Here is an 18,674-nt window from a genome sequence, read left to right on the forward strand (position 1 = left end):
ATAAAGTCACGCAAATAAAAACCGGAGTACCTAATGCGCGCATTGTTCTTGGCTCTCTTTATCCTCCCACTTCCTGCCTGGGCGCAAGAGCCGGGCGAATTGGTTTTGGTGAAGAAGGTTTTTGTGAAGCTGCAACCGATCTCGATCCGGGCCAATCGCGAGTATTGCGGGTATATCGGTTATGATCGTTCCGGCAAGTTGGTGGCTTCGAAGGCTAAGCGCGGGGGCAAGGGGACCTGCATGGCCAATGATCCGGTCAATCTGGTCAGGGTGATAGCGTCCTATCACACCCACGGTGCATTCTCGACCCGCTATGCGAACGAGGTGCCATCAGGCGATGACATGGAAACCGACGAACTGGAGGGCGTCGACGGGTGGGTCGCCACCCCCGGTGGCCGCCTTTGGTACATCGATACGACCGATATGGTAACCAGCCAGATCTGTGGGATCGGCTGCCTACCCATGGACGCCCGGTTTCGTGAAGGCGACATGGGGAAGATCGCGCCCAGCTATAGCTATAATCAGTTGATCGAAAAGCTGATTGGCTTGGACGACTAGGACTTATTCAGCCGCAACAGACTTTGGCGCAACCAAGGTGACGATGTCTTCCATGATGGTGTTCAGCTCGAAATCTTTCGGCGTATAGACCTTGGCAACCCCCATCGCGCGCAGGCGTTCGGCGTCCTCGTCCGGAATGATCCCGCCCGCGACCATGGGGATATGGCTCAGTCCAGCGTCGCGCATCCGCTCGATCAGTTCCTCAAGCAGCGGGATGTGGCTGCCCGACAGGATCGACAAGCCGACCACATGCGCCTTCGTGTCCAGCGCGGACGCCACCAGTTCTTCCGGCGTCAGGCGGATGCCTTCATAGGTGATGTCCATGCCGCAATCGCGCGCGCGGGCGGCGATTTGTTCAGCCCCGTTGGAATGGCCGTCCAGACCGGGCTTGCCCACCAGAAAGGTCAGGCGACGGCCAAGCGCGTCGGACACAGCATCGACACGGGCGCGGATCTCGTCCAGCCCTTCGGTGCGGTTGGACGGGTTTTTCGACACGCCTGTGGGCGCGCGATACTGGCCAAAGGTCTGGCGCATGACCTCGCCCCATTCGCCCGTTGTCACACCCGCTTTGGCGGCAGCGATTGAGGGCGGCATGATGTTGTCACCGGATTTCGCTGCGGCGCGCAGGTTTTCCAGAGCCTGTTTCACGGCGTCCGCATCACGATCTGCCCGCCATTGTTCCAGCCGCGCAATCTGGTCGGCTTCGGCCTGTTTGTCGGCAATCATGATGGCTCCGTCCCCGGCGGTCAGCGGGCTTTCGGCGGCTTCCGTCCAGCGGTTCACGCCGACCACGGTGGTTTCACCCGCTTCGATCTTGTTGATGCGGCGGGCATTTGATTCCACCAATCGCGACTTCATGTATTCAATGGCTGCCACCGCGCCGCCCATTCCATCAATCTGGGCCAGCTCAGCGCGTGCGCCGTCTTTCAGTTCGGCCACTTTGCGCTCTACGGCAGGGTTTTCGTCAAACAGGTCGTCGAATTCCAGAAGGTCGGTTTCATAAGCTAGGATTTGCTGCATGCGCAAAGACCACTGCTGATCCCACGGGCGCGGCAGGCCAAGCGCTTCGTTCCATGCAGGCAGTTGCACGGCGCGTGCACGGGCGTTCTTTGACAGGGTGACGGCCAGCATCTCAATCAGGATGCGATAGACGTTGTTTTCCGGCTGCTGTTCGGTCAGGCCAAGGCTGTTCACCTGCACACCATATCGGAAGCGGCGGAATTTCGGATCTTCGACGCCATACCGTTCGCGGGTGATTTCGTCCCACAGCTCGACAAAGGCGCGCATCTTGCACATCTCGGTCACGAAACGGATGCCGGCGTTCACAAAAAACGAAATGCGGCCAACCATGGCGGGGAAAGCGTCCGCTGGTACTTTGTTCTTCAGATCGTCCAGCACCGCAATCGCAGTGGCCAGCGCAAAGGCCAATTCTTCCTCGGGCGTCGCGCCAGCTTCTTGCAAGTGATAGGAACACACGTTCATCGGGTTCCACTTGGGTAGATGCTCGCGCGTATAGGCCGCAACGTCTGTGATCATGCGCAACGAAGGCTCTGGCGGGCAGACATAAGTGCCGCGCGACAGGTATTCCTTGATGATATCGTTTTGAACTGTGCCTTGCAGATTCGAAACATCCGCGCCTTGTTTCTCGGCGGCAGCGATGTAGAGAGACAACAGCCACGGCGCCGTGGCGTTGATCGTCATCGAGGTGTTCATCTGCTCAAGCGGAATGTCCCGAAACAACGCCCGCATGTCACCAAGGTGGCTCAGCGGCACACCCACCTTGCCCACTTCACCGCGCGACAGCTTATGATCGCTGTCATATCCTGTCTGCGTTGGCAGATCGAACGCGACCGACAATCCCGTCTGACCTTTTGATAAATTAGTCCGATAAAGCGCATTCGAGGCTTTGGCAGTCGAATGACCGGCATAGGTGCGGAAGAGCCAGGGGCGGATCGAATTTTGGCTGGACATGTCAGAGACTCATCATCTTGTTGCGCTGCAGCATTTTTCGCAGACGAAAGAATATTACGCAAGGGTGAATTTCAAGGGAAGAAAATTACGTAAGACTCGGATGCTCCGAGCAGTTGCAAGTTGCGCGGTAACGTTGTCGCCGGGCGTACGAATTTCTAGACTTATGATCGCATCTGTGGCGTGACGCATTTTCTTTACCTTGTTGCTTTTTCCTGAAAACCTAGCGCTATGACGCGTTCGATAGAATTGCCGCTGTGGCTTCTTATTCTGATTCTGGCTTTTGCCACGGTGACGTTCGCGTCCCATTTCCTGTTTCCGTCTGTTCGCTGGTTCTTTCGCAAGCGGCTTGAACGCGCGGTGGAGCGGCTGAATGAAAAACTCGAACGTCCGATCGAGCCGTTCAAACTGGCACGTCGCTATGACATGGTGCAACGCCTTTCCTATGATCCTGAGGTGGCAAAGGCGATTGCTGAGCATGCCCGCAGTGCAGGCGTACCCGAACAGGTCGCATTTGAAACCGCGCAACGGTATGCCCGCGAGATCGTGCCCCGGTTTTCGGCAACGGCGTATTTCGGATTTGGGATCGGTGTGGCCAAGCTGCTGAGCCGGGCATTCTATCGGGTCAGGCTGGGTGCCTTCGACGAGGCGCGTCTAAAAGAGATCGACCCGGATTCAACAATCGTCTTTGTGATGAACCACCGGTCGAACATGGATTACGTGCTGGTCACTTGGCTGGCCGCCGAGCGGTCGCATCTGTCTTATGCCGTGGGGGAATGGGCGCGGGTCTGGCCTTTGCGTATGTTGATCCGGTCGATGGGCGCGTATTTCATCCGCCGCAAAAGCCGTAATGCGTTGTATCGCAAGGTGCTGTCGCGATACGTGCGGCTGGCAACAGATGGCGGGGTGACGCAAGCGATGTTTCCGGAAGGCGGGTTAAGTCTGAACGGGACAGTCGGCGAGCCGAAGCTGGGACTGTTAAGCTATCTTGTGCAAGACTTTGATCCGGAAGTGAACCGCAACGTGGTCTTTGTTCCCGTCGCTATGAACTATGATCGGGTGCTGGAAGATCGTGTGCTTGTGAGGGCCGATATCAAGGGCAACCGGCGGTTCGGGCTGCGTTTCAAATATGTTGCCCGGCATGTCGGCCGACATCTGTGGCAACGTCTGACAGGAAAATTCCATCGGTTTGGATACGCCAGCGTGTCGTTTGGCACACCTTTGTCATTGAACGAATATCTTGATCGTCACGGGACCGAGGACGCGCTGGAAGACTTGGGTCACGAACTGATGTCTCGTATCCGCGATGTGGTTCCTGTTCTGCCTGTGCCCGTTGTGGCCGCAATCATGTTGGGACAAGAATCATTGTCCCGTGGCGAAGTGGAATCCCGATTTACGGCTCTGGTCTCGGATATGGAAGCAAAGGGTGCCCATGTGCATTTACCGCGGGGTGACATGGGCTATGCGACCGAAGTTGGCATTCGACTGCTGACACAGCGCAAACTGATCATTGAAGACGGCGACGGGCCAACTGCGCGGTATCGTGTGAATAATCCGGATCGATTGATTCTTTCTTATTACGCCAATTCCATCGCGCATTTGTCTGATGCCATCACGACGGTTCAGATTTCGGATTTAAGCCCCTCCGAGGTGGCAGACGCCGCTATTCTGCCGGATTAAGGATGTTGTCGCCAAATTTGAGCGCGACATAAAATTACAAAAAATGGCTGATTGTTGTTGCAATCTTGCGAGGCGATACGTATTGCTGCACTAGCAGCCGCATTTCTGCATTGCGGCAACAGAATCAAATGACGCGCAACAGAAGGAGGCCCCGATGGCTTTGGATACACAACCCAGCATCGCTGATTACGATGCTCCGAAGAAGGACCTTTACGAGATTGGTGAAATGCCACCGCTCGGACATGTCCCCAAGCAGATGTATGCTTGGGCTATCCGGCGTGAACGCCATGGTGAACCGGATAAGTCGTTCTTGGTTGAAGTCGTTGATACGCCTGTTCTGGACAGTCACGAAGTGCTGGTCCTCGTGATGGCTGCTGGCGTGAACTACAACGGAGTTTGGGCCGGCCTGGGTGTCCCGATCTCTCCGTTCGACGGTCACGGCGCGGATTATCATATCGCAGGATCGGACGCTTCCGGCATCGTTTGGGCCGTTGGCGATAAAGTTAAAAGCTGGAAGGTGGGTGATGAGGTTGTCATTCACTGTAACCAGGATGATGGCGATGACGAAGAGTGTAACGGCGGTGATCCGATGTTCTCTCCCTCGCAACGCATCTGGGGTTACGAGACACCAGACGGGTCGTTTGCACAGTTCACGAACGTGCAGGCGCAGCAACTATTGCCACGCCCAAAGCACCTGACTTGGGAAGAAAGCGCCTGCTATACGCTGACACTGGCTACGGCATACCGGATGCTGTTTGGTCATGCTCCGCATGAGCTGAAGCCCGGACAGAATGTTCTGGTCTGGGGTGCCTCTGGCGGTCTGGGATCGTTTGCGATCCAGTTGATTAATGCTGCCGGAGCGAATGCCGTTGGCGTGATCTCGGAAGAGGACAAGCGCGAGTTCGTAATGTCGCTAGGTGCAAAAGGCGTGATCAATCGTAAGGACTTCGATTGCTGGGGCCAGTTGCCCACCGTGAACACGCCTGAATATGCCGCCTGGTTCAAGGAAGTGAGAAAGTTCGGCAAAGCGATCTGGGACATCACCGGCAAAGGCAACAATGTGGATATGGTGTTCGAACACCCCGGTGAAGCCACGTTCCCCGTGTCGACCTTCGTTTGCAAAAAAGGCGGCATGGTCGTGATCTGTGCTGGGACGACCGGCTTCAACTGTACGTTTGACGTTCGGTATCTGTGGATGCACCAGAAACGTATTCAGGGCAGCCACTTTGCTCATCTGAAGCAAGCCGCGTCCGCAAACCGCATGATGATCGAACGTCGAATCGACCCCTGCATGTCCGAAGTGTTCCCTTGGGAAGAGATTCCGGACGCACATATGAAAATGTTGCGCAATCAACACAAGCCTGGAAACATGGCAGTTCTGGTTCAGGCGCCGAAGACTGGATTGCGTACCTTTGAAGACGCACTTGAGGCTGGCCCGAAATAGGCAAAAATGCATCCCAAATCCGGCCCCTCATCCAAACAGGATGGGGGGTTTTTTTTGTCGAAACTTGAGACACTTCACCTGTTACGGATTCGAATCACTTTAGGCTAAAGCTGACCAGATGGTCGGCGAATTAGAAGATCAACAAGTTACGCCATTTGACCTCCCCATTTATGGGGAGGTCAAATGGGTGAATACCGAAGTGGTAAAACACATGCGAAGGTTGATTTTGAAACTTGCGAGATCGAGGCTTTACATGTCTGATGAATGGATCATTGATGTTCTTACTGACCTGAAAGCTTACGCGGTGAAAAATGGTCTGAACGTCACGGCTGACCAGCTTGATGATGCTCGGCTGATTGCCATGACAGAAATCGCGTCCGCTTCACGTCAAGAGACGGAGAACGCGCGCGACTATGAAAAACCGGTTGGAAGACCTTGTCTCTACGTTGCAGGCGGCGAACTCGCTTGAAGACCTGCAAGCCATAACCGAGGCTTTACGGGATCATTATGAGGTCTCTCATACCGTTTATCACTGGGTTAATTCCGTTGGCGAACGATTTGGAGCAGGCACTTACAGTGCCGAATGGGTCGACCGCTATCTTGAGAAAGATTACCTTCGAATAGATCCTGTTATTTTCGGTTGTTTTCAACGTTTTACACCGGTTATATGGAAGTCCCTGGACTGGTCATCCAAGGCAGCACGAGAGATGTTTCAGGATGCTATGGACTATGGTTTGGGCAATCAGGGTTTCACGATTCCGATCCGTGGGCCCAATGGGCAATTTGCTTTATTTACGATGAATGCGAGTGCGGAAGATGACGCATGGGAAACTTTTGTCGACGCCAACACGCGCGACCTAATGATCATCTCTCATGAACTGAACAAAAAGGCGCTTGAGTTCGAAAAATGGGGGCAGGATGCTCAATCTCCGTCGCTGTCTCCGCGCGAACTGACGGCGATGACCTGTTTGGCCAAAGGCATGAATCGCGCACAATCAGCAGCAGAAATGAACATATCAGAACACACGTTAAGGGTGTATATCGAATCGGCGCGGCATAAGCTTGGCGCGATGAATACAACCCATGCGGTAGCGCGTGCGTTGTCTGCGGGGATCATAATCGTATAAAATACATCTAAAACGCTCAAGACATTTGCCTTATTTTAACCATAAGGCGACCATCATTTGGCTAACTTATCGGACAAAGGAGCCAAACCGATGCTGCGCTATCTCTATGGTAATGATTTGAATAACTTCCCTCTGCTTGCAGACACTATGTTCCGCGATCGTGCTGAACAGTTTTCTCGTCGGTTGGGCTGGGACGTCCACGTGGACGATGCAGGCCACGAACGGGATGAATACGACGACATGAATCCCCTTTATGTCATCTGGGAACAAGCAGATGGTCGCCACGGCGGATCCATGCGATTTCTACCTACAGTGGGACAAACTATGGTCAACGACCATTTCGATCACCTGACAGACGGGGTGCATATCGAAAGTCCGCTGATCTGGGAATGTACACGCTTCTGTCTTGCACCTGGTGCGGATCGTCGCGCGTCGGCCGCGCTGGCACTTGGTGCCGGTGAACTAATGGACGCCTTCAAGTTGCGCCACTATGTCGGCGTGTTCGATCCTCGGATGGAACGGATTTATCGCCTGATGGGGCTGGAGCCGGAAGTTATCGGTACAGCTGGTGAAGGCAAAGACCGTATTGGTGTTGGCCTTTGGTCCATGAATGACGATGCTTTTGCACCGACTCTTGCCCGTGTGGGTGTGGATCGCGAAACCAGCAAGAACTGGTTGCGTTATTCCTTGGGTCTTGGCCAACGTGTCGTTGCACCGGATGCCATTCCCGCAAGTGCATAAGCGGTAATTGAACGGATCTGCGCCATACGTGCTGGCGCAGCATCAGAGCGCAGGTTAGGGTCGCGCCATGAACATTGGCGCGCACCTGACCTATTCTGACGACCAAGCGGACGCCCATGACCGCGTGGCTGACATGCTGCGCGGGGCAGGCGTAAATTTGGACGACGCGCTATTGTCACCGATGTCCGACGGTAAGTCGCACGTTATGGCAGTCGTGGGCAAAGCGGGATCGGGCAAGACAATGTTACTGGCCCAGCTTTACCGCGCATTGGAAGATGCCGGGGTGGACGTTGTATCCGGCGACTGGGAAGGGAAACGCCGTAAGGATCGCAGGACATTGGCCATATTGGCCCCAACCAACAAGGCCGCCAGCGTTTTACGCAACCGCGGTGTGCCTGCGACAACGATACACCGCATACTTTATACCCCTGTCTATGACCCTGAATACGAGAAGATTGCCGAATGGCTGGCTGGAAACGGCAATCGCCCGTCGATTGAAGGTCTGACGGATGCGGCACTGGATCGTGCGTTTGCTTTCTATCAAGCTCAGAAGTCCATTCCGGGCGCGCTGGCAGCCGCTGGATTGCGTGGGTCTGACTTTATTACAGGCTGGAAACGTCGCGATGATCCTTTGGATATAGGATTTGTCGACGAAAGCTCGATGTTGGATGAAAAACAGTTCAACGATCTGCGTGAGATATTCCCGACATTGGTGCTGTTTGGTGATCCTGCGCAGCTGGCTCCGGTGGGGCAGTCAGGGGAAATGGTCTTTGACCGGTTGGGGGACAACCGCAAGATGGTGCTGCATCGCATTCACCGACAGGAGCAAGACAACCCAATACTGGACTTGGCTCATGCCTTGGCCGATGACACCCTGGATTTTGCGTCATTCGAAAACATGATCGAAGAAGCCGCACGTTCAGATGACCGTGTCGTCGTTGCCCCCCGTGTGAATGCTGATCTTATGGCGCGCTCGCCAGTTTTGGTGTGGCGCAATGTGACACGCGTGCGCCTAATCACGGCATTTCGGGCGGCATATGGTGCACCGGAGCACGAATTGATGCCTGGTGAACCGCTGATTTGCGATGGGATCGAACTGCCTCTGAAACACCGCAAGAAACGGATTGATCTAGAGGCGCGTGGTCTGATCAAGGGTGCGCAATGTGTTTATCTTGGCCCCGGAAAACGGCCGGGATTTTCAAGATTGCACGTGTTGGGCGCTGAAGACCCACAGTTGTCAGCAGCGTCGATTATCAAGATCGAAATGCCCGACGAGGAAGAACCGTTCATTCCCTATGCAGCCAATATGGGCGCGGCTTTTTTGCATGGGGCCGCCGTGACCATTCATAAGGCGCAAGGGTCACAATGGCCCGAAGTGCAAGTCTTTGCGCCAGACATCTGGGCGGCCTCACGGGCGGGACGTACCGAGGCAGGGCTGCCGTTGTGGAAACGCTTGGCCTATGTGGCTATTACGCGGGCCGAGACACGCTTGCATTGGGTGAAACGTTACGCCATGGCCCGACCCGAGGCCGAGCTGTCGACGCAGGATCTTCCCAGCAAACCCGTCGCGTTTGCATTAGAGGCACAAGGCGAAGACGTGGCTTAAACTTGCCGGAGTTATGTGCGCAGGATCACCCGGAATAGAGCCGACGCTCCCCAGCCAGCAGCAATCGCAATCACAAGAGACAGTATGCCATAGATCAATGGCTGTTCATGGGCGAGATTGAAGATCCACCGCTCCAGTCCAACCTTTTGCACGTTGATCACCGTTTCAAACTGCGAGGCAACGGTGCCCTCTCGCGTCAGATAAATGCGCGTGCGATAGTCGCCTTCGGTTACGTTGGCTGGCAGCGCAATGCGCGTGTTGAACAGCGTTTCCTCCTGTAGTTCGACGCTGTTTTCCATCAGCTTGTAAAGATCCGACTTTTCGCGAATGCGGATCAGGGCGCGTGTAAAATCGCGGGGGTCTTCGTTGGTGAAGGGATTGTCACTGATGCGGATCGACCGTTCGACCGAAATGACATGCTTAAGATCGTCAAGGATCGAGAGTGTTTCCGTCAGTGGGGCTGAGGTCGCAACCGCATAGAAACTTGGCGCAGCGGCCAGCTCGATCGAATCCGTGTTTACCCAGATCCCGAAGCGCTTGTCTTTCTTGCGCACCGTCACTGGGTGCGCAGGGCCTTCGACAACCACGATCACTTGAAGAGGGCTGTCGGTAGGGGGCGGTGCTTCGCGCTTGACCGCGCCGAAAATCAGGATCTCGGACCCCACGAAGGTCGCAGTGATAGAAACGCGGTTCTGGCTAAGCCCCGCGACGACTTTCTCCGCGGACGCAGGCAGGGCGGCAAAAATGATCAACGCAAGGATAGTGACGAGGCGCGGCATCAGTGCCCCCCTGCCTGACCAATTTCATAAAGCTCGGCCGGTTGGATCAGCAGATCCAATCCGAGTTTGCCGCAGACGACCAGAACCATCAGTGCCAGCAGCACCCGCAACTGTTCGGCTTTAAGCTTTACGCCGATGCGCGCCCCGATCTGCGCGCCGACGACGCCGCCGATCAGCAACAGAACCGCCAGACCCATATCGACGGTAAAGTTGGTGGTAGCATGCAAAAGTGTGGTGAAGGCAGTCACGAAAATGATCTGGAACAGCGACGTTCCAACCACCACCTTGGTCGGCATCCCCAGCAGATAGATCATGGCTGGCACCATGATAAAGCCTCCACCCACGCCCATGATTGCCGCTAGAATACCCACCAACACTCCGACCAGAATGGGCGGAATGACCGAGATATAAAGGCCCGAAGTCCGGAACTTCATCTTGAACGGCAGATTATGCACCCAAGTGTGCTTGCGTCGTGCCGGTACTGCTGTCCCGCCACGCGTTTTCATCAGCGCACGCACACTTTCGACGAACATTAGGGATCCGATTATGCCAAGGAACAGGACATAGGACAATTTGACCAGCAAATCGACCTGTCCGATGGCTTTCAAAGCGTTGAACAGCTGCACGCCCAATGCGGCCCCAATCAGACCGCCGATCAACAGCACGACTCCCATTCGAAGGTCCACCGTCTTTCGCTTCAGGTGGGCCAAAACGCCAGAAAACGAGCTGGCCACGATCTGGTTGGCTTCCGTGGCCACTGCAACTGCCGGCGGAATGCCGATAAAGAACAGCAAGGGCGTCATCAGAAAGCCGCCGCCCACACCGAACATACCCGACAGAACCCCCACGATCCCACCAAGCCCCAACAGCAAAAATGCGTTTACGGAAACCTCGGCGATTGGCAGGTAAATCTGCATTAGGAAAAAACTCTGGGCTGGCAGTGGATTGGTATTCTATCTCTTTATTGGCTCATGAGGCGGGGGTTAGTCACGTGTTAAGTAGCGTCGAACCAGTTTTTCCAGCCTTTCGGCACCAAGTGGTGCCATTGCCTTGGTATGTTCGTGGCTGATCGCCTCGTCCGACAGGCCTTGCGCCATGTTGGTGATTGTTGAAAAGGCGGCAACCCGCAATCCTAAGAATCGCGCCAGAATCACTTCGGGTACAGTTGACATGCCAACCGCGTCAGCCCCCAATGTGCGAATGGCGCGGATTTCGGCGGGAGTCTCGAATGACGGGCCAGAATACCATGCAAAGATGCCAGGGGTCAGGGTTATGCCTTCTTCTTTGGCGATTTTGGCAAATTGTTCCTGGATGTCTGTGTCATAAGCGCCACCCATTGGCACGAAACGCGCGTCTGATGCCTCGCCGATCAGTGGGTTCAGGCCCGAGAAATTGATATGGTCTGAGATTAGCATCAACTCACCCGGCGGAATGTCCAGCCGCATTGATCCAGCCGCGTTGGTTAGGATCAGGCGATCCGCACCAAGTGCTTTCAAAAGCTCCAGAGGCAAGCGCATCGCGTCTGCCCGTCCGTTTTCGTAGTAATGCGAGCGACCGCCAAACACGGCAACCCGAGTGCCTTCCATCTGACCGATTACCAGCTTCGGATTGTGACCCGAAACATGCGCCTGTGGAAAACCTTCAAGTTGGTCATAGGGGATCGCGATCCCGTCAACCGTATCGGCAAGATGCCCCAACCCTGATCCAAGCACCAACCCAATCTCGACCGGCTCGTGCCCCACAATGTCGCGAACCTGTCGGGCCAGCGCTTCAGCGTTCTTTGACATAAGGCTGTCCCCCGGCTTTCGGAGCAACGGCCGTGCCGCCGAACCCTGCCAGAATGATCACCGTCAGGATATAGGGCAGGGCCTGCATGAACTGCACAGGTATCACAAAGGTGCCAAGATCAATGTTCTGATAACGGTTGGCAATGGCTTCAAGCAGCCCGAACAGCAGGGTGGCATAGAGTGCGTGCCATGGGCGCCACCGGGCAAAAATCAACGCCGCCAGTGCGATATAGCCACGTCCCGCGCTCATTTCCTTTACAAAGCCAGCGGCCAATCCGGTGGCCAGATAGACGCCGGCAAGACCACACAAAAAGCCTGCAATCAGCATCGCAGCATATCGCAACCGGATCACCGATACACCTGCGGTATCAACGGCTGCTGGGTTTTCACCCACTGCGCGCAGGCGCAGGCCAAAGCGGGTGCGATACAGCACGAACCACGACAGTGGCACCATCAGTAACGCGACATAGACAAGGATCGTATGCCCAGACAAAAGATCGGAATAAATAGGCCCAAGGATTGGCACATCGGCCACCGCATTGGCAAAAGGAAGCTCGACCGGAGAAAAACGCTGACCGCCCGACAGGCTTGGTGTTCGTCCACCAAGACCAAACCACGCCGTCCCGATCAGAATTGTAATGCCCGACGCAAAGAAGTTCAGAGCAACGCCCGAGATCAGCTGATTGCCTTGAAAGGTGATTGACGCAAGGCCATGCACGCCAGAAAACGCGATCGAAGACACGATGCCTGCCAAAAGCCCCAGCCAAACCGATCCGGTCGCTGCCGCAACAGCTGCTGAGAAAAAGGCCGATGCAAGGATCTTGCCTTCAAGTCCGATATCGAAAATGCCAGCCCGTTCCGAGAACAGCCCGGCGAGACAGGCAAACAAAAGCGGTGTGGCCAGTCGTAACGCACTGTCGGCGATTTGAATGATCGTCTGGAAATCCATCAGTTCGCCCCCCGTTTCGCGGCCCGGATGAAGGCGCGTTCCACTGGCACCCGAACCATGTTGTCCAGTGCGCCGGTGAACAAGATTACCAGCGCCTGAATGACAGTGACCAGTTCGCGTGGAATCTTCGTCCACAGCGACAACTCACTGCCACCTTGATACAGGAAGCCAAACAGAAGGGCTGCCAACAGCACGCCGAACGGGTGGTTGCGGCCCATAAGCGCCACGGCGATGCCGATAAAGCCCGCCCCTTCGACCGAGTTCAGAACAAGCCGCTCGGCTTCACCCATCGTGTTGTTGATGGACATCATGCCCGACAGCCCGCCGGACAGAAGCATCGCGACCATGATGATTTTAAACGGAGATATACCCGCATAGACGGATGCATCTGACGATAGGCCGAAGGCGCGGATCTCGTATCCCAGACGTGACCGCCACATCAGAAGATAGACAATCACACAAGCCGCCAGCGCGACGAACAGCGATACATTCACAGGTGCGGATTTCGAGAAGTTAATCCCGATTGGTGCCAGAAACTCGTGCAGTGTGGGCAGGTGCGTGGCTTCGGGAAACGATGCAGTTTGCGGATTCATCTCGCCTTTGGGGCGCAATACGTTGACCAGCACATAGTTCAGCGCCGATGCGGCGATGAAATTAAACATGATCGTGGTGATAACGACGTGGCTGCCGCGTCGGGCTTGCAGGTAGGCCGGAATGAAGGCCCATGCAGCACCAAACACAGCCCCACCGACCATGGCAAATAAAAGCGCGACGGACCAATGAGGGAAGGGGATATAGAGACAGACCAGGGCCACGCCCAGCCCACCGATCATCGCCTGGCCTTCACCGCCAATGTTGAACATCGCGGCTTTGAATGCGATGGAAACGGCCAAACCTGTGAAGATGAAATTGGTGGCGTAATACAGCGTGTAGCCCCAGCCGTAGGTCGACCCAAGTGCGCCAGTAATCATGGTCTGCAGTGCTTTGATCGGGTTTTCGCCAATGGCCAGAATGACCAGCCCCGACAGAACGAATGCGATCAGAAGGTTGAGCAGAGGGATCAAGGCCACATCGGCCCACTTGGGCATTTTTTGCATCAGGCTGCATCCCCTTCCTGTTTGACTCCGGCCATCAATAGACCCAGTTCACGTTCATCTGTCTGATCGGGCAGACGTTCGCCCATGATATGGCCATCGAACATCACCGCAATTCTGTCGCTGAGGGACAGGATTTCCTCCAACTCGACCGAGACCAGAAGTACCGCTTTGCCTTGATCACGCAACGCGATGATCTGTTTGTGAATGAATTCGATCGCCCCGATGTCGACCCCACGGGTCGGTTGCCCGACCAATAACAGGTCGGGATTGCGTTCGATCTCTCGTGCTACAACGATCTTTTGTTGGTTGCCGCCCGAGAAGCTTTTCGCTTCCAACTGTGGATTTGGCGGCCTTACATCGAAACGGTCCATCTTGTCCTGAGCCGTTTCAAGTATTTTAGCGTTATCCATCAGAAACTTATTCTTTTGATACTCGGGCGCGTGGTGATAGCCGAACACGATGTTCTGCCAGGCTGGGAAGTCCATGATCAGTCCATGTTCCTGCCGATCTTCGGGCACATGCGCGATCCCGCGCGCGCGCCGTGAACGCCCATCAGAATGCTTCCCGGTAAGATCAATCGCGTCACCGTTGACACGAATTTCACCCGTTGCGTTAGCATAGCCACCCAGCACTTCCAGCAGCTGTGACTGGCCGTTTCCTGATACTCCGGCGATGCCAAGAATTTCACCCGCACGCACATTGAGAGAGATGCCCTTTAGGCGTTCCACCCCATGATCGTCAACCATATGCAGGTTTTCGATTTCCAGAACTTCTTTCCCTGGGTTTGCGGGCACTTTGTCGACCCGCAGCAACACCTTGCGTCCCACCATCAGCTCGGCCAGATGTTCCGGATTGGTGTCTTTGGTTTTGACCGTCGCAGTCATTTCGCCGCGCCGCATAACAGACACGGTGTCCGTGATCTCCATTATCTCGCGCAGTTTGTGGGTGATCAGAATGATCGTTTTTCCCTGATCTCGCAGCCCGTTCAGGATGCGGAACAGGTGGTCGGCTTCGGCGGGAGTCAACACGCCCGTCGGCTCGTCCAGAATCAGAATATCCGCTTCGCGGTAAAGGGCTTTCAGGATCTCGACACGTTGTTGCACACCAACGCCAAGATCTTCGATCAGCGTGTCCGGGTCAACGTGGAGCTCGTATTCTTCTGCAAGCGATTTCAGCGACTTGCGTGCTTTGGCCAGCGAAGGGCGCAGCATCGCACCATCTTCGACGCCAAGGATCACATTTTCCAGCACTGAGAAATTTTCAACCAACTTGAAGTGTTGGAACACCATCCCGATACCAGCCGCAATCGCTGCCTGGCTGTCGGGGATCTGGGTTTCCTTGCCGTGGATGAAGATCTGCCCTTTATCGGCTTTGTAAAACCCATAGAGGATGGACATCAGCGTCGATTTCCCCGCGCCGTTTTCGCCGATGATCCCGTGGATCGTACCCGGCTGCACTGAAATCGAAATGTCCTTGTTCGCCTGCACCGGCCCAAAGGCCTTCGAGATGCCGCGAAGTTCGATGGCAGGGGCAACAGTCGCCTGTTGCCCCCCTTTGTTCAAATCAGCCATCGCCCGATCAAAACTTCATGACAGGGCAAGAGTCGTCCGACTGATAGTCATGGACGGCAATTTCGCCCGAGATGATTTTGGCTTGGGCCTCGTCAACCGCAGCCTTCATTTCGTCGGTAACCAGCTCTGCGTTGTTTTCATCCATTGCCAGACCAACACCGTCATGCGCTAGGTCCATAACGCGCACGCCGGGCTTCAAGTCTTCGCCTTCGATCATAGCGTCATAGACGGACACATCGACCCGCTTGACCATCGAGGTCAGAACCTTTCCGGGGTGTAGATAGTTCTGGTTGCTGTCTACGCCGATGGAAAGCACACCTTCGTCTGCAGCAGTTTGCAGAACACCAAGACCAGTGCCGCCAGCAGCAGCATAGATCACGTCTGCGCCTTGGCTGATTTGTGCTTTGGTCAGCTCGCCACCCTTAACCGGGTCGTTCCATGCGGTCGGTGTTGTGCCGGTCATGTTCGAGATGATCTTGGCATCTGGGTTGGTTGCCAGAACACCCTGCGCATAGCCGCAACCGAACTTGCGGATTAGCGGAATGTCCATCCCACCCACGAAGCCGACAGTTCCGGATTTCGAGGCCATAGCGGCCATGATCCCAGCCAGATACGAACCCTCATGTTCGGCAAAGGCCACGTTCAAAACGTTAGGTGCATCCGACCAGCCGTCATTGGTCACGAAGGTGGTTTCCGGGAAGTCGGGGGCCACTTCGGACAGGGCTGCGGACATGGCAAAGCCTAGAGTGATCACCGGGTTGGCACCGGTTTCAGCAAAGCGGCGCAATGCTTGCTCGCGCTGGGCTTCGGATTGAAGTTCGATCTCAAGATAGCTGCCGCCTGTTTCCTGCGCCCATTTTTCAGCGCCGTTGAAACCAGCTTCGTTGAACGATTTGTCGAACTTGCCGCCAAGGTCGAAAATGATCGCGGGATCGGCCAGCGCCGCCCCAGCGGTCAGGGCCATCGACGCAGCAGCGCCAAGAAATGTCTTCATCAGGGTCATGTTGATACTCCCGGTTGTTGTTGTTGGGGGTCGCTGACGGAATGTCAGCCGATTCCCAGTGTCTGCGAGCAGATCGCTGAATAGGATCATCCGGGATTTTGGGCGGAGGGCAAGGGTGGGGTCAACATTAAGTTTCACCGTCCGGGCTGAAAACGCCTATTTTTCAGACGGTTCACCCTAGGGAAGGTGCTTGGCCAACATGATGGCATCGACTGCGCAGCCCGTTTGGCGTGCATAATAGCCTATCCGGCGTCCAGATTCGGTCCAACCTGCCGATGCATACAGAGCGCGTGCCGGTCTATTGTCCTCAGCGACCTCAAGAAATGCCAGTCTTGCGCCGCGCGACCGGGCTTTGTCCTCAAACAAGGTCAGAACCCGGCGCCCGATGCCATTGCCTTGCTGATCGGGATGCACGGCGATGGTCAGAAGTTCCGCTTCGTCCACAATCACGCGACCCATCGCAAAGCCGCGCATTGTGCCCACCGCGAAGATGGGAGGCGACGAGAGCAAGGCCTGCATTTCATCAACACTCCAAGCGCGACTGTCCGAAAACGCCGCTGCATGAAGCTGTGCAAGAAGGGCCGGTGTAAGGTCGATCATTCCGCCGCACTCAGGGAAGGATCATGGGTGCCGGATCGCGCGGTGGGGCGGCGTCGGCAGTGCGAATATACAGGGGGGCAGGGCGCGGGATAGGCGCTTGTCCGGCCCGCGCAAGGCGCGTTGCGGCGATACGTGCAATCGCCGGGGCTGGATCTGTCACTGCGTCAGGTCCGACTCGTGCGCCTGTTAGGGACGCGACTTCATGGGCAGACATCAGACTGGGTGCTTCGTCTTCACCACCGGTGCGCAGGTATTGGGCATAGACGTGATCCCGCCGTGCATCAATCAATGACCAGATCGGGCGTTCAGTGTCGATGGCTTGTGCTTCAAGGGTCGAAACGCCAATTGCAGGCACCCCCAGAGACAAAGCTAAACCGCGTGCCGCCGCGACGGATATGCGGATTCCGGTGAAGTTTCCCGGTCCGATCCCCACCGCTATCGCTTCAAGGTCACGCCAAGTCAGGTTTGTCTCTGCCAATACCTCTTCCAGCAAGGGCATTAAGCGTTCGGCTTGTCCGCGTGACATGGGCTCAAAACGCGTCGCGATGATCTTGTCACCCGACAGCAAAGCGGCCGCGCAATGCGCGGCCGAGGTGTCAAATGCTAAAATCAGTGGTTTAGGCGGCAACAGGGCGCACCTCGATCACTTCGGGGATATAGTGTTTCAACAGGTTTTCGATGCCCATCTTCAGCGTCAGCGTCGATGAGGGGCAGCCGGCACAGGCACCTTGCATGTGCAGGTAGACGATGCCGCGATCAAAACCATGGAAGGTGATGTCGCCACCGTCCTGTGCAACAGCGGGACGCACGCGTGTGTCCAACAGCTCTTTGATCTGTTCGACGATTTCGCCATCCTCGCCGGTGTGTTCAGCATGACCTGCCGGGGCACTGGCTTCTCCGGCCATGATAGGTTGGCCAGACTGGAAATGTTCCATGATCGCGCCAAGGATTGCTGGCTTGATGTGATCCCAATCGACATCATCCGTCTTGGTCACAGTCACGAAATCAGCGCCAAAAAACACCCCGGCAACACCTTGCACCTTAAAGATGCGTTCGGCCAAGGGCGAGCTTCCTGCTGTATCAGCAGTCGGGAAATCAGCGGTCCCTGTTCCCAACACAGCCTGCCCGGGCAGGAATTTCAGCGTGGCGGGGTTTGGAGTGGATTCGGTTTGGATGAACATGTTGGCGCACCTTTTTTGTCAGGTTTGATATGGGCCTCGCACAGGGCAGAGTCAAGATGTGCGGGGACCGTCAGGTGATCTCTTCCAGCCGGTCCTTCGACATTTCGCCCGGCACGATGGTCATTGGCACCGGCAGAGTGGCAGAAGCGCGCATCAGATTGCTGATGATCGGACCCGGTCCGTTTTTCTCGGCGCCCGCGCCCAGAACCAGCACACCGATATCGGGATTTTCGCTGATCTGGGCCATGATTTCCGGAACGGCCTCGCCTTCACGGATTACCAGTTCTGGATCTACACCCTGACGGTCGCGCATCCATTTGGCATAGACCTCAAAATGCACAGTGATCCTCTCTCGCGCTTCTTCACGCATGATGTTGCCAACACCAATCCAGTGATTGAATTCGTCTGGCGCGATGATGGACAGAACCTGTACCCCGGCACCCGTTTTGGCAGCCCGCATGGCTGCGAAACGCATGGCGTTCAGGCACTCGCGGCTATCATCAAGGATCACAAGGAACTTGCGCATGTTGGTCCTCCCAAAACGGGGCCAGTCTGCATCAGGGGCCGGGTGCTGTCCACGGTT

At 55.8% G+C, this 18,674-nt stretch carries 19 protein-coding genes; 7 read left to right on the forward strand and 12 right to left on the reverse strand.

Annotated features, from left to right (window positions below; translation table 11 throughout):
* The first annotated feature begins 33 nt into the window (after nt 1-33).
* A complete protein-coding gene (locus MWU51_RS03060) occupies nt 34-558 on the forward strand; it encodes a DUF4329 domain-containing protein (protein ID WP_247034608.1) in 525 nt (174 codons plus the stop codon).
* A gap of 3 nt (nt 559-561) precedes the next feature.
* Here MWU51_RS03060 and MWU51_RS03065 read toward each other — a convergent pair whose 3' ends face one another.
* Complete coding sequence (locus MWU51_RS03065) at nt 562-2,529, reverse strand: protein meaA (RefSeq protein ID WP_247034609.1); 1,968 nt, start codon at nt 2,527-2,529, stop codon at nt 562-564.
* Between the two features lie 228 nt (nt 2,530-2,757).
* Between MWU51_RS03065 and MWU51_RS03070 the strand changes: the two genes are divergently transcribed.
* From MWU51_RS03070 to MWU51_RS03095, 6 genes are all read left to right on the forward strand, one after another.
* Entirely contained in the window at nt 2,758-4,206 is a 1,449-nt protein-coding gene (locus MWU51_RS03070; protein ID WP_247034610.1) for a 1-acyl-sn-glycerol-3-phosphate acyltransferase, read from the forward strand.
* Between the two features lie 154 nt (nt 4,207-4,360).
* Nucleotides 4,361-5,650 carry a crotonyl-CoA carboxylase/reductase gene (gene ccrA / locus MWU51_RS03075; protein WP_247034611.1) on the forward strand — a complete coding sequence of 430 codons (1,290 nt, stop codon included), beginning with the start codon at nt 4,361-4,363 and terminating at the stop codon, nt 5,648-5,650.
* 118 nt (nt 5,651-5,768) lie between these two features.
* A complete protein-coding gene (locus MWU51_RS03080; RefSeq protein ID WP_247034613.1) occupies nt 5,769-6,119 on the forward strand; it encodes a hypothetical protein in 351 nt (116 codons plus the stop codon).
* Nucleotides 6,064-6,777, forward strand: a complete 714-nt coding sequence (locus MWU51_RS03085) for a LuxR family transcriptional regulator (RefSeq protein ID WP_247034615.1) — start codon at nt 6,064-6,066, stop codon at nt 6,775-6,777. The genes MWU51_RS03080 and MWU51_RS03085 overlap by 56 nt, the downstream gene beginning before the upstream one ends.
* Nucleotides 6,778-6,867: 90 nt before the next feature.
* Nucleotides 6,868-7,518, forward strand: a complete 651-nt coding sequence (locus tag MWU51_RS03090; RefSeq protein ID WP_247034617.1) for an acyl-homoserine-lactone synthase — start codon at nt 6,868-6,870, stop codon at nt 7,516-7,518.
* Between the two features lie 67 nt (nt 7,519-7,585).
* Nucleotides 7,586-9,124 (forward strand): AAA family ATPase, encoded by a 1,539-nt coding sequence (locus MWU51_RS03095; protein WP_247034619.1) that lies wholly within the window; start codon nt 7,586-7,588, stop codon nt 9,122-9,124.
* An 11-nt stretch (nt 9,125-9,135) separates the two neighbouring features.
* Here the strand turns inward: MWU51_RS03095 and MWU51_RS03100 are convergent, their stop codons facing one another.
* The 11 genes from MWU51_RS03100 to MWU51_RS03150 form a co-directional block, all read right to left on the reverse strand.
* Nucleotides 9,136-9,903, reverse strand: a complete 768-nt coding sequence (locus MWU51_RS03100) for a TIGR02186 family protein (protein ID WP_247034621.1) — start codon at nt 9,901-9,903, stop codon at nt 9,136-9,138.
* Nucleotides 9,903-10,820: a sulfite exporter TauE/SafE family protein gene (locus MWU51_RS03105; RefSeq protein ID WP_247034623.1), complete on the reverse strand. Its 918-nt coding sequence runs from the start codon at nt 10,818-10,820 to the stop codon at nt 9,903-9,905. The genes MWU51_RS03100 and MWU51_RS03105 overlap by 1 nt, the downstream gene beginning before the upstream one ends.
* Nucleotides 10,821-10,886: 66 nt before the next feature.
* Nucleotides 10,887-11,690: a purine-nucleoside phosphorylase gene (locus MWU51_RS03110; RefSeq protein ID WP_247034625.1), complete on the reverse strand. Its 804-nt coding sequence runs from the start codon at nt 11,688-11,690 to the stop codon at nt 10,887-10,889.
* Nucleotides 11,674-12,639, reverse strand: coding sequence for an ABC transporter permease (locus tag MWU51_RS03115; RefSeq protein ID WP_247034626.1), 966 nt, complete (start codon nt 12,637-12,639; stop codon nt 11,674-11,676). The genes MWU51_RS03110 and MWU51_RS03115 overlap by 17 nt, the downstream gene beginning before the upstream one ends.
* On the reverse strand, nt 12,639-13,736 hold the full coding sequence (locus MWU51_RS03120) for an ABC transporter permease (protein WP_247034627.1): 1,098 nt from the start codon (nt 13,734-13,736) through the stop codon (nt 12,639-12,641). Before MWU51_RS03120 ends, MWU51_RS03115 begins: the two co-directional genes overlap by 1 nt.
* Nucleotides 13,736-15,307 carry an ABC transporter ATP-binding protein gene (locus tag MWU51_RS03125; protein WP_247034628.1) on the reverse strand — a complete coding sequence of 524 codons (1,572 nt, stop codon included), beginning with the start codon at nt 15,305-15,307 and terminating at the stop codon, nt 13,736-13,738. The genes MWU51_RS03120 and MWU51_RS03125 overlap by 1 nt, the downstream gene beginning before the upstream one ends.
* Before the next feature lie 7 nt (nt 15,308-15,314).
* Complete coding sequence (locus MWU51_RS03130; RefSeq protein ID WP_247034629.1) at nt 15,315-16,310, reverse strand: BMP family ABC transporter substrate-binding protein; 996 nt, start codon at nt 16,308-16,310, stop codon at nt 15,315-15,317.
* A 177-nt stretch (nt 16,311-16,487) separates the two neighbouring features.
* Entirely contained in the window at nt 16,488-16,910 is a 423-nt protein-coding gene (locus MWU51_RS03135; protein WP_247034630.1) for a GNAT family N-acetyltransferase, read from the reverse strand.
* Between the two features lie 10 nt (nt 16,911-16,920).
* Nucleotides 16,921-17,538 carry a tRNA (adenosine(37)-N6)-threonylcarbamoyltransferase complex dimerization subunit type 1 TsaB gene (gene tsaB, locus MWU51_RS03140; protein ID WP_247034633.1) on the reverse strand — a complete coding sequence of 206 codons (618 nt, stop codon included), beginning with the start codon at nt 17,536-17,538 and terminating at the stop codon, nt 16,921-16,923.
* Complete coding sequence (locus MWU51_RS03145) at nt 17,528-18,091, reverse strand: NifU family protein (protein ID WP_247034634.1); 564 nt, start codon at nt 18,089-18,091, stop codon at nt 17,528-17,530. The genes tsaB and MWU51_RS03145 overlap by 11 nt, the downstream gene beginning before the upstream one ends.
* 70 nt (nt 18,092-18,161) lie before the next feature.
* Nucleotides 18,162-18,617 carry a universal stress protein gene (locus MWU51_RS03150; protein ID WP_247034636.1) on the reverse strand — a complete coding sequence of 152 codons (456 nt, stop codon included), beginning with the start codon at nt 18,615-18,617 and terminating at the stop codon, nt 18,162-18,164.
* Nucleotides 18,618-18,674 lie beyond the last annotated feature (57 nt).

This window comes from Aliiroseovarius sp. F47248L, from assembly GCF_023016085.1.
In the GTDB taxonomy this organism is placed as follows: Bacteria; Pseudomonadota; Alphaproteobacteria; order Rhodobacterales; family Rhodobacteraceae; genus Aliiroseovarius.

Excerpts from the sequence above, each read along its gene's own strand:
- MWU51_RS03150 (WP_247034636.1), bottom strand. The coding sequence starts at position 18,617 with ATGCGCAAGTTCCTTGTGATCCTTGATGATAGCCGCGAGTGCCTGAAC.
- MWU51_RS03065 (WP_247034609.1), bottom strand. The coding sequence starts at position 2,529 with ATGTCCAGCCAAAATTCGATCCGCCCCTGGCTCTTCCGCACCTATGCC.
- ccrA (WP_247034611.1), top strand. The coding sequence starts at position 4,361 with ATGGCTTTGGATACACAACCCAGCATCGCTGATTACGATGCTCCGAAG.
- MWU51_RS03145 (WP_247034634.1), bottom strand. The coding sequence starts at position 18,091 with ATGTTCATCCAAACCGAATCCACTCCAAACCCCGCCACGCTGAAATTC.
- MWU51_RS03100 (WP_247034621.1), bottom strand. The coding sequence starts at position 9,903 with ATGCCGCGCCTCGTCACTATCCTTGCGTTGATCATTTTTGCCGCCCTG.
- MWU51_RS03120 (WP_247034627.1), bottom strand. The coding sequence starts at position 13,736 with ATGCAAAAAATGCCCAAGTGGGCCGATGTGGCCTTGATCCCTCTGCTC.
- MWU51_RS03135 (WP_247034630.1), bottom strand. The coding sequence starts at position 16,910 with ATGATCGACCTTACACCGGCCCTTCTTGCACAGCTTCATGCAGCGGCG.
- MWU51_RS03070 (WP_247034610.1), top strand. The coding sequence starts at position 2,758 with ATGACGCGTTCGATAGAATTGCCGCTGTGGCTTCTTATTCTGATTCTG.
- MWU51_RS03080 (WP_247034613.1), top strand. The coding sequence starts at position 5,769 with ATGGTCGGCGAATTAGAAGATCAACAAGTTACGCCATTTGACCTCCCC.
- MWU51_RS03105 (WP_247034623.1), bottom strand. The coding sequence starts at position 10,820 with ATGCAGATTTACCTGCCAATCGCCGAGGTTTCCGTAAACGCATTTTTG.
- MWU51_RS03095 (WP_247034619.1), top strand. The coding sequence starts at position 7,586 with ATGAACATTGGCGCGCACCTGACCTATTCTGACGACCAAGCGGACGCC.
- MWU51_RS03060 (WP_247034608.1), top strand. The coding sequence starts at position 34 with ATGCGCGCATTGTTCTTGGCTCTCTTTATCCTCCCACTTCCTGCCTGG.
- MWU51_RS03090 (WP_247034617.1), top strand. The coding sequence starts at position 6,868 with ATGCTGCGCTATCTCTATGGTAATGATTTGAATAACTTCCCTCTGCTT.
- MWU51_RS03110 (WP_247034625.1), bottom strand. The coding sequence starts at position 11,690 with ATGTCAAAGAACGCTGAAGCGCTGGCCCGACAGGTTCGCGACATTGTG.
- MWU51_RS03115 (WP_247034626.1), bottom strand. The coding sequence starts at position 12,639 with ATGGATTTCCAGACGATCATTCAAATCGCCGACAGTGCGTTACGACTG.
- MWU51_RS03130 (WP_247034629.1), bottom strand. The coding sequence starts at position 16,310 with ATGACCCTGATGAAGACATTTCTTGGCGCTGCTGCGTCGATGGCCCTG.
- MWU51_RS03125 (WP_247034628.1), bottom strand. The coding sequence starts at position 15,307 with ATGGCTGATTTGAACAAAGGGGGGCAACAGGCGACTGTTGCCCCTGCC.
- MWU51_RS03085 (WP_247034615.1), top strand. The coding sequence starts at position 6,064 with ATGAAAAACCGGTTGGAAGACCTTGTCTCTACGTTGCAGGCGGCGAAC.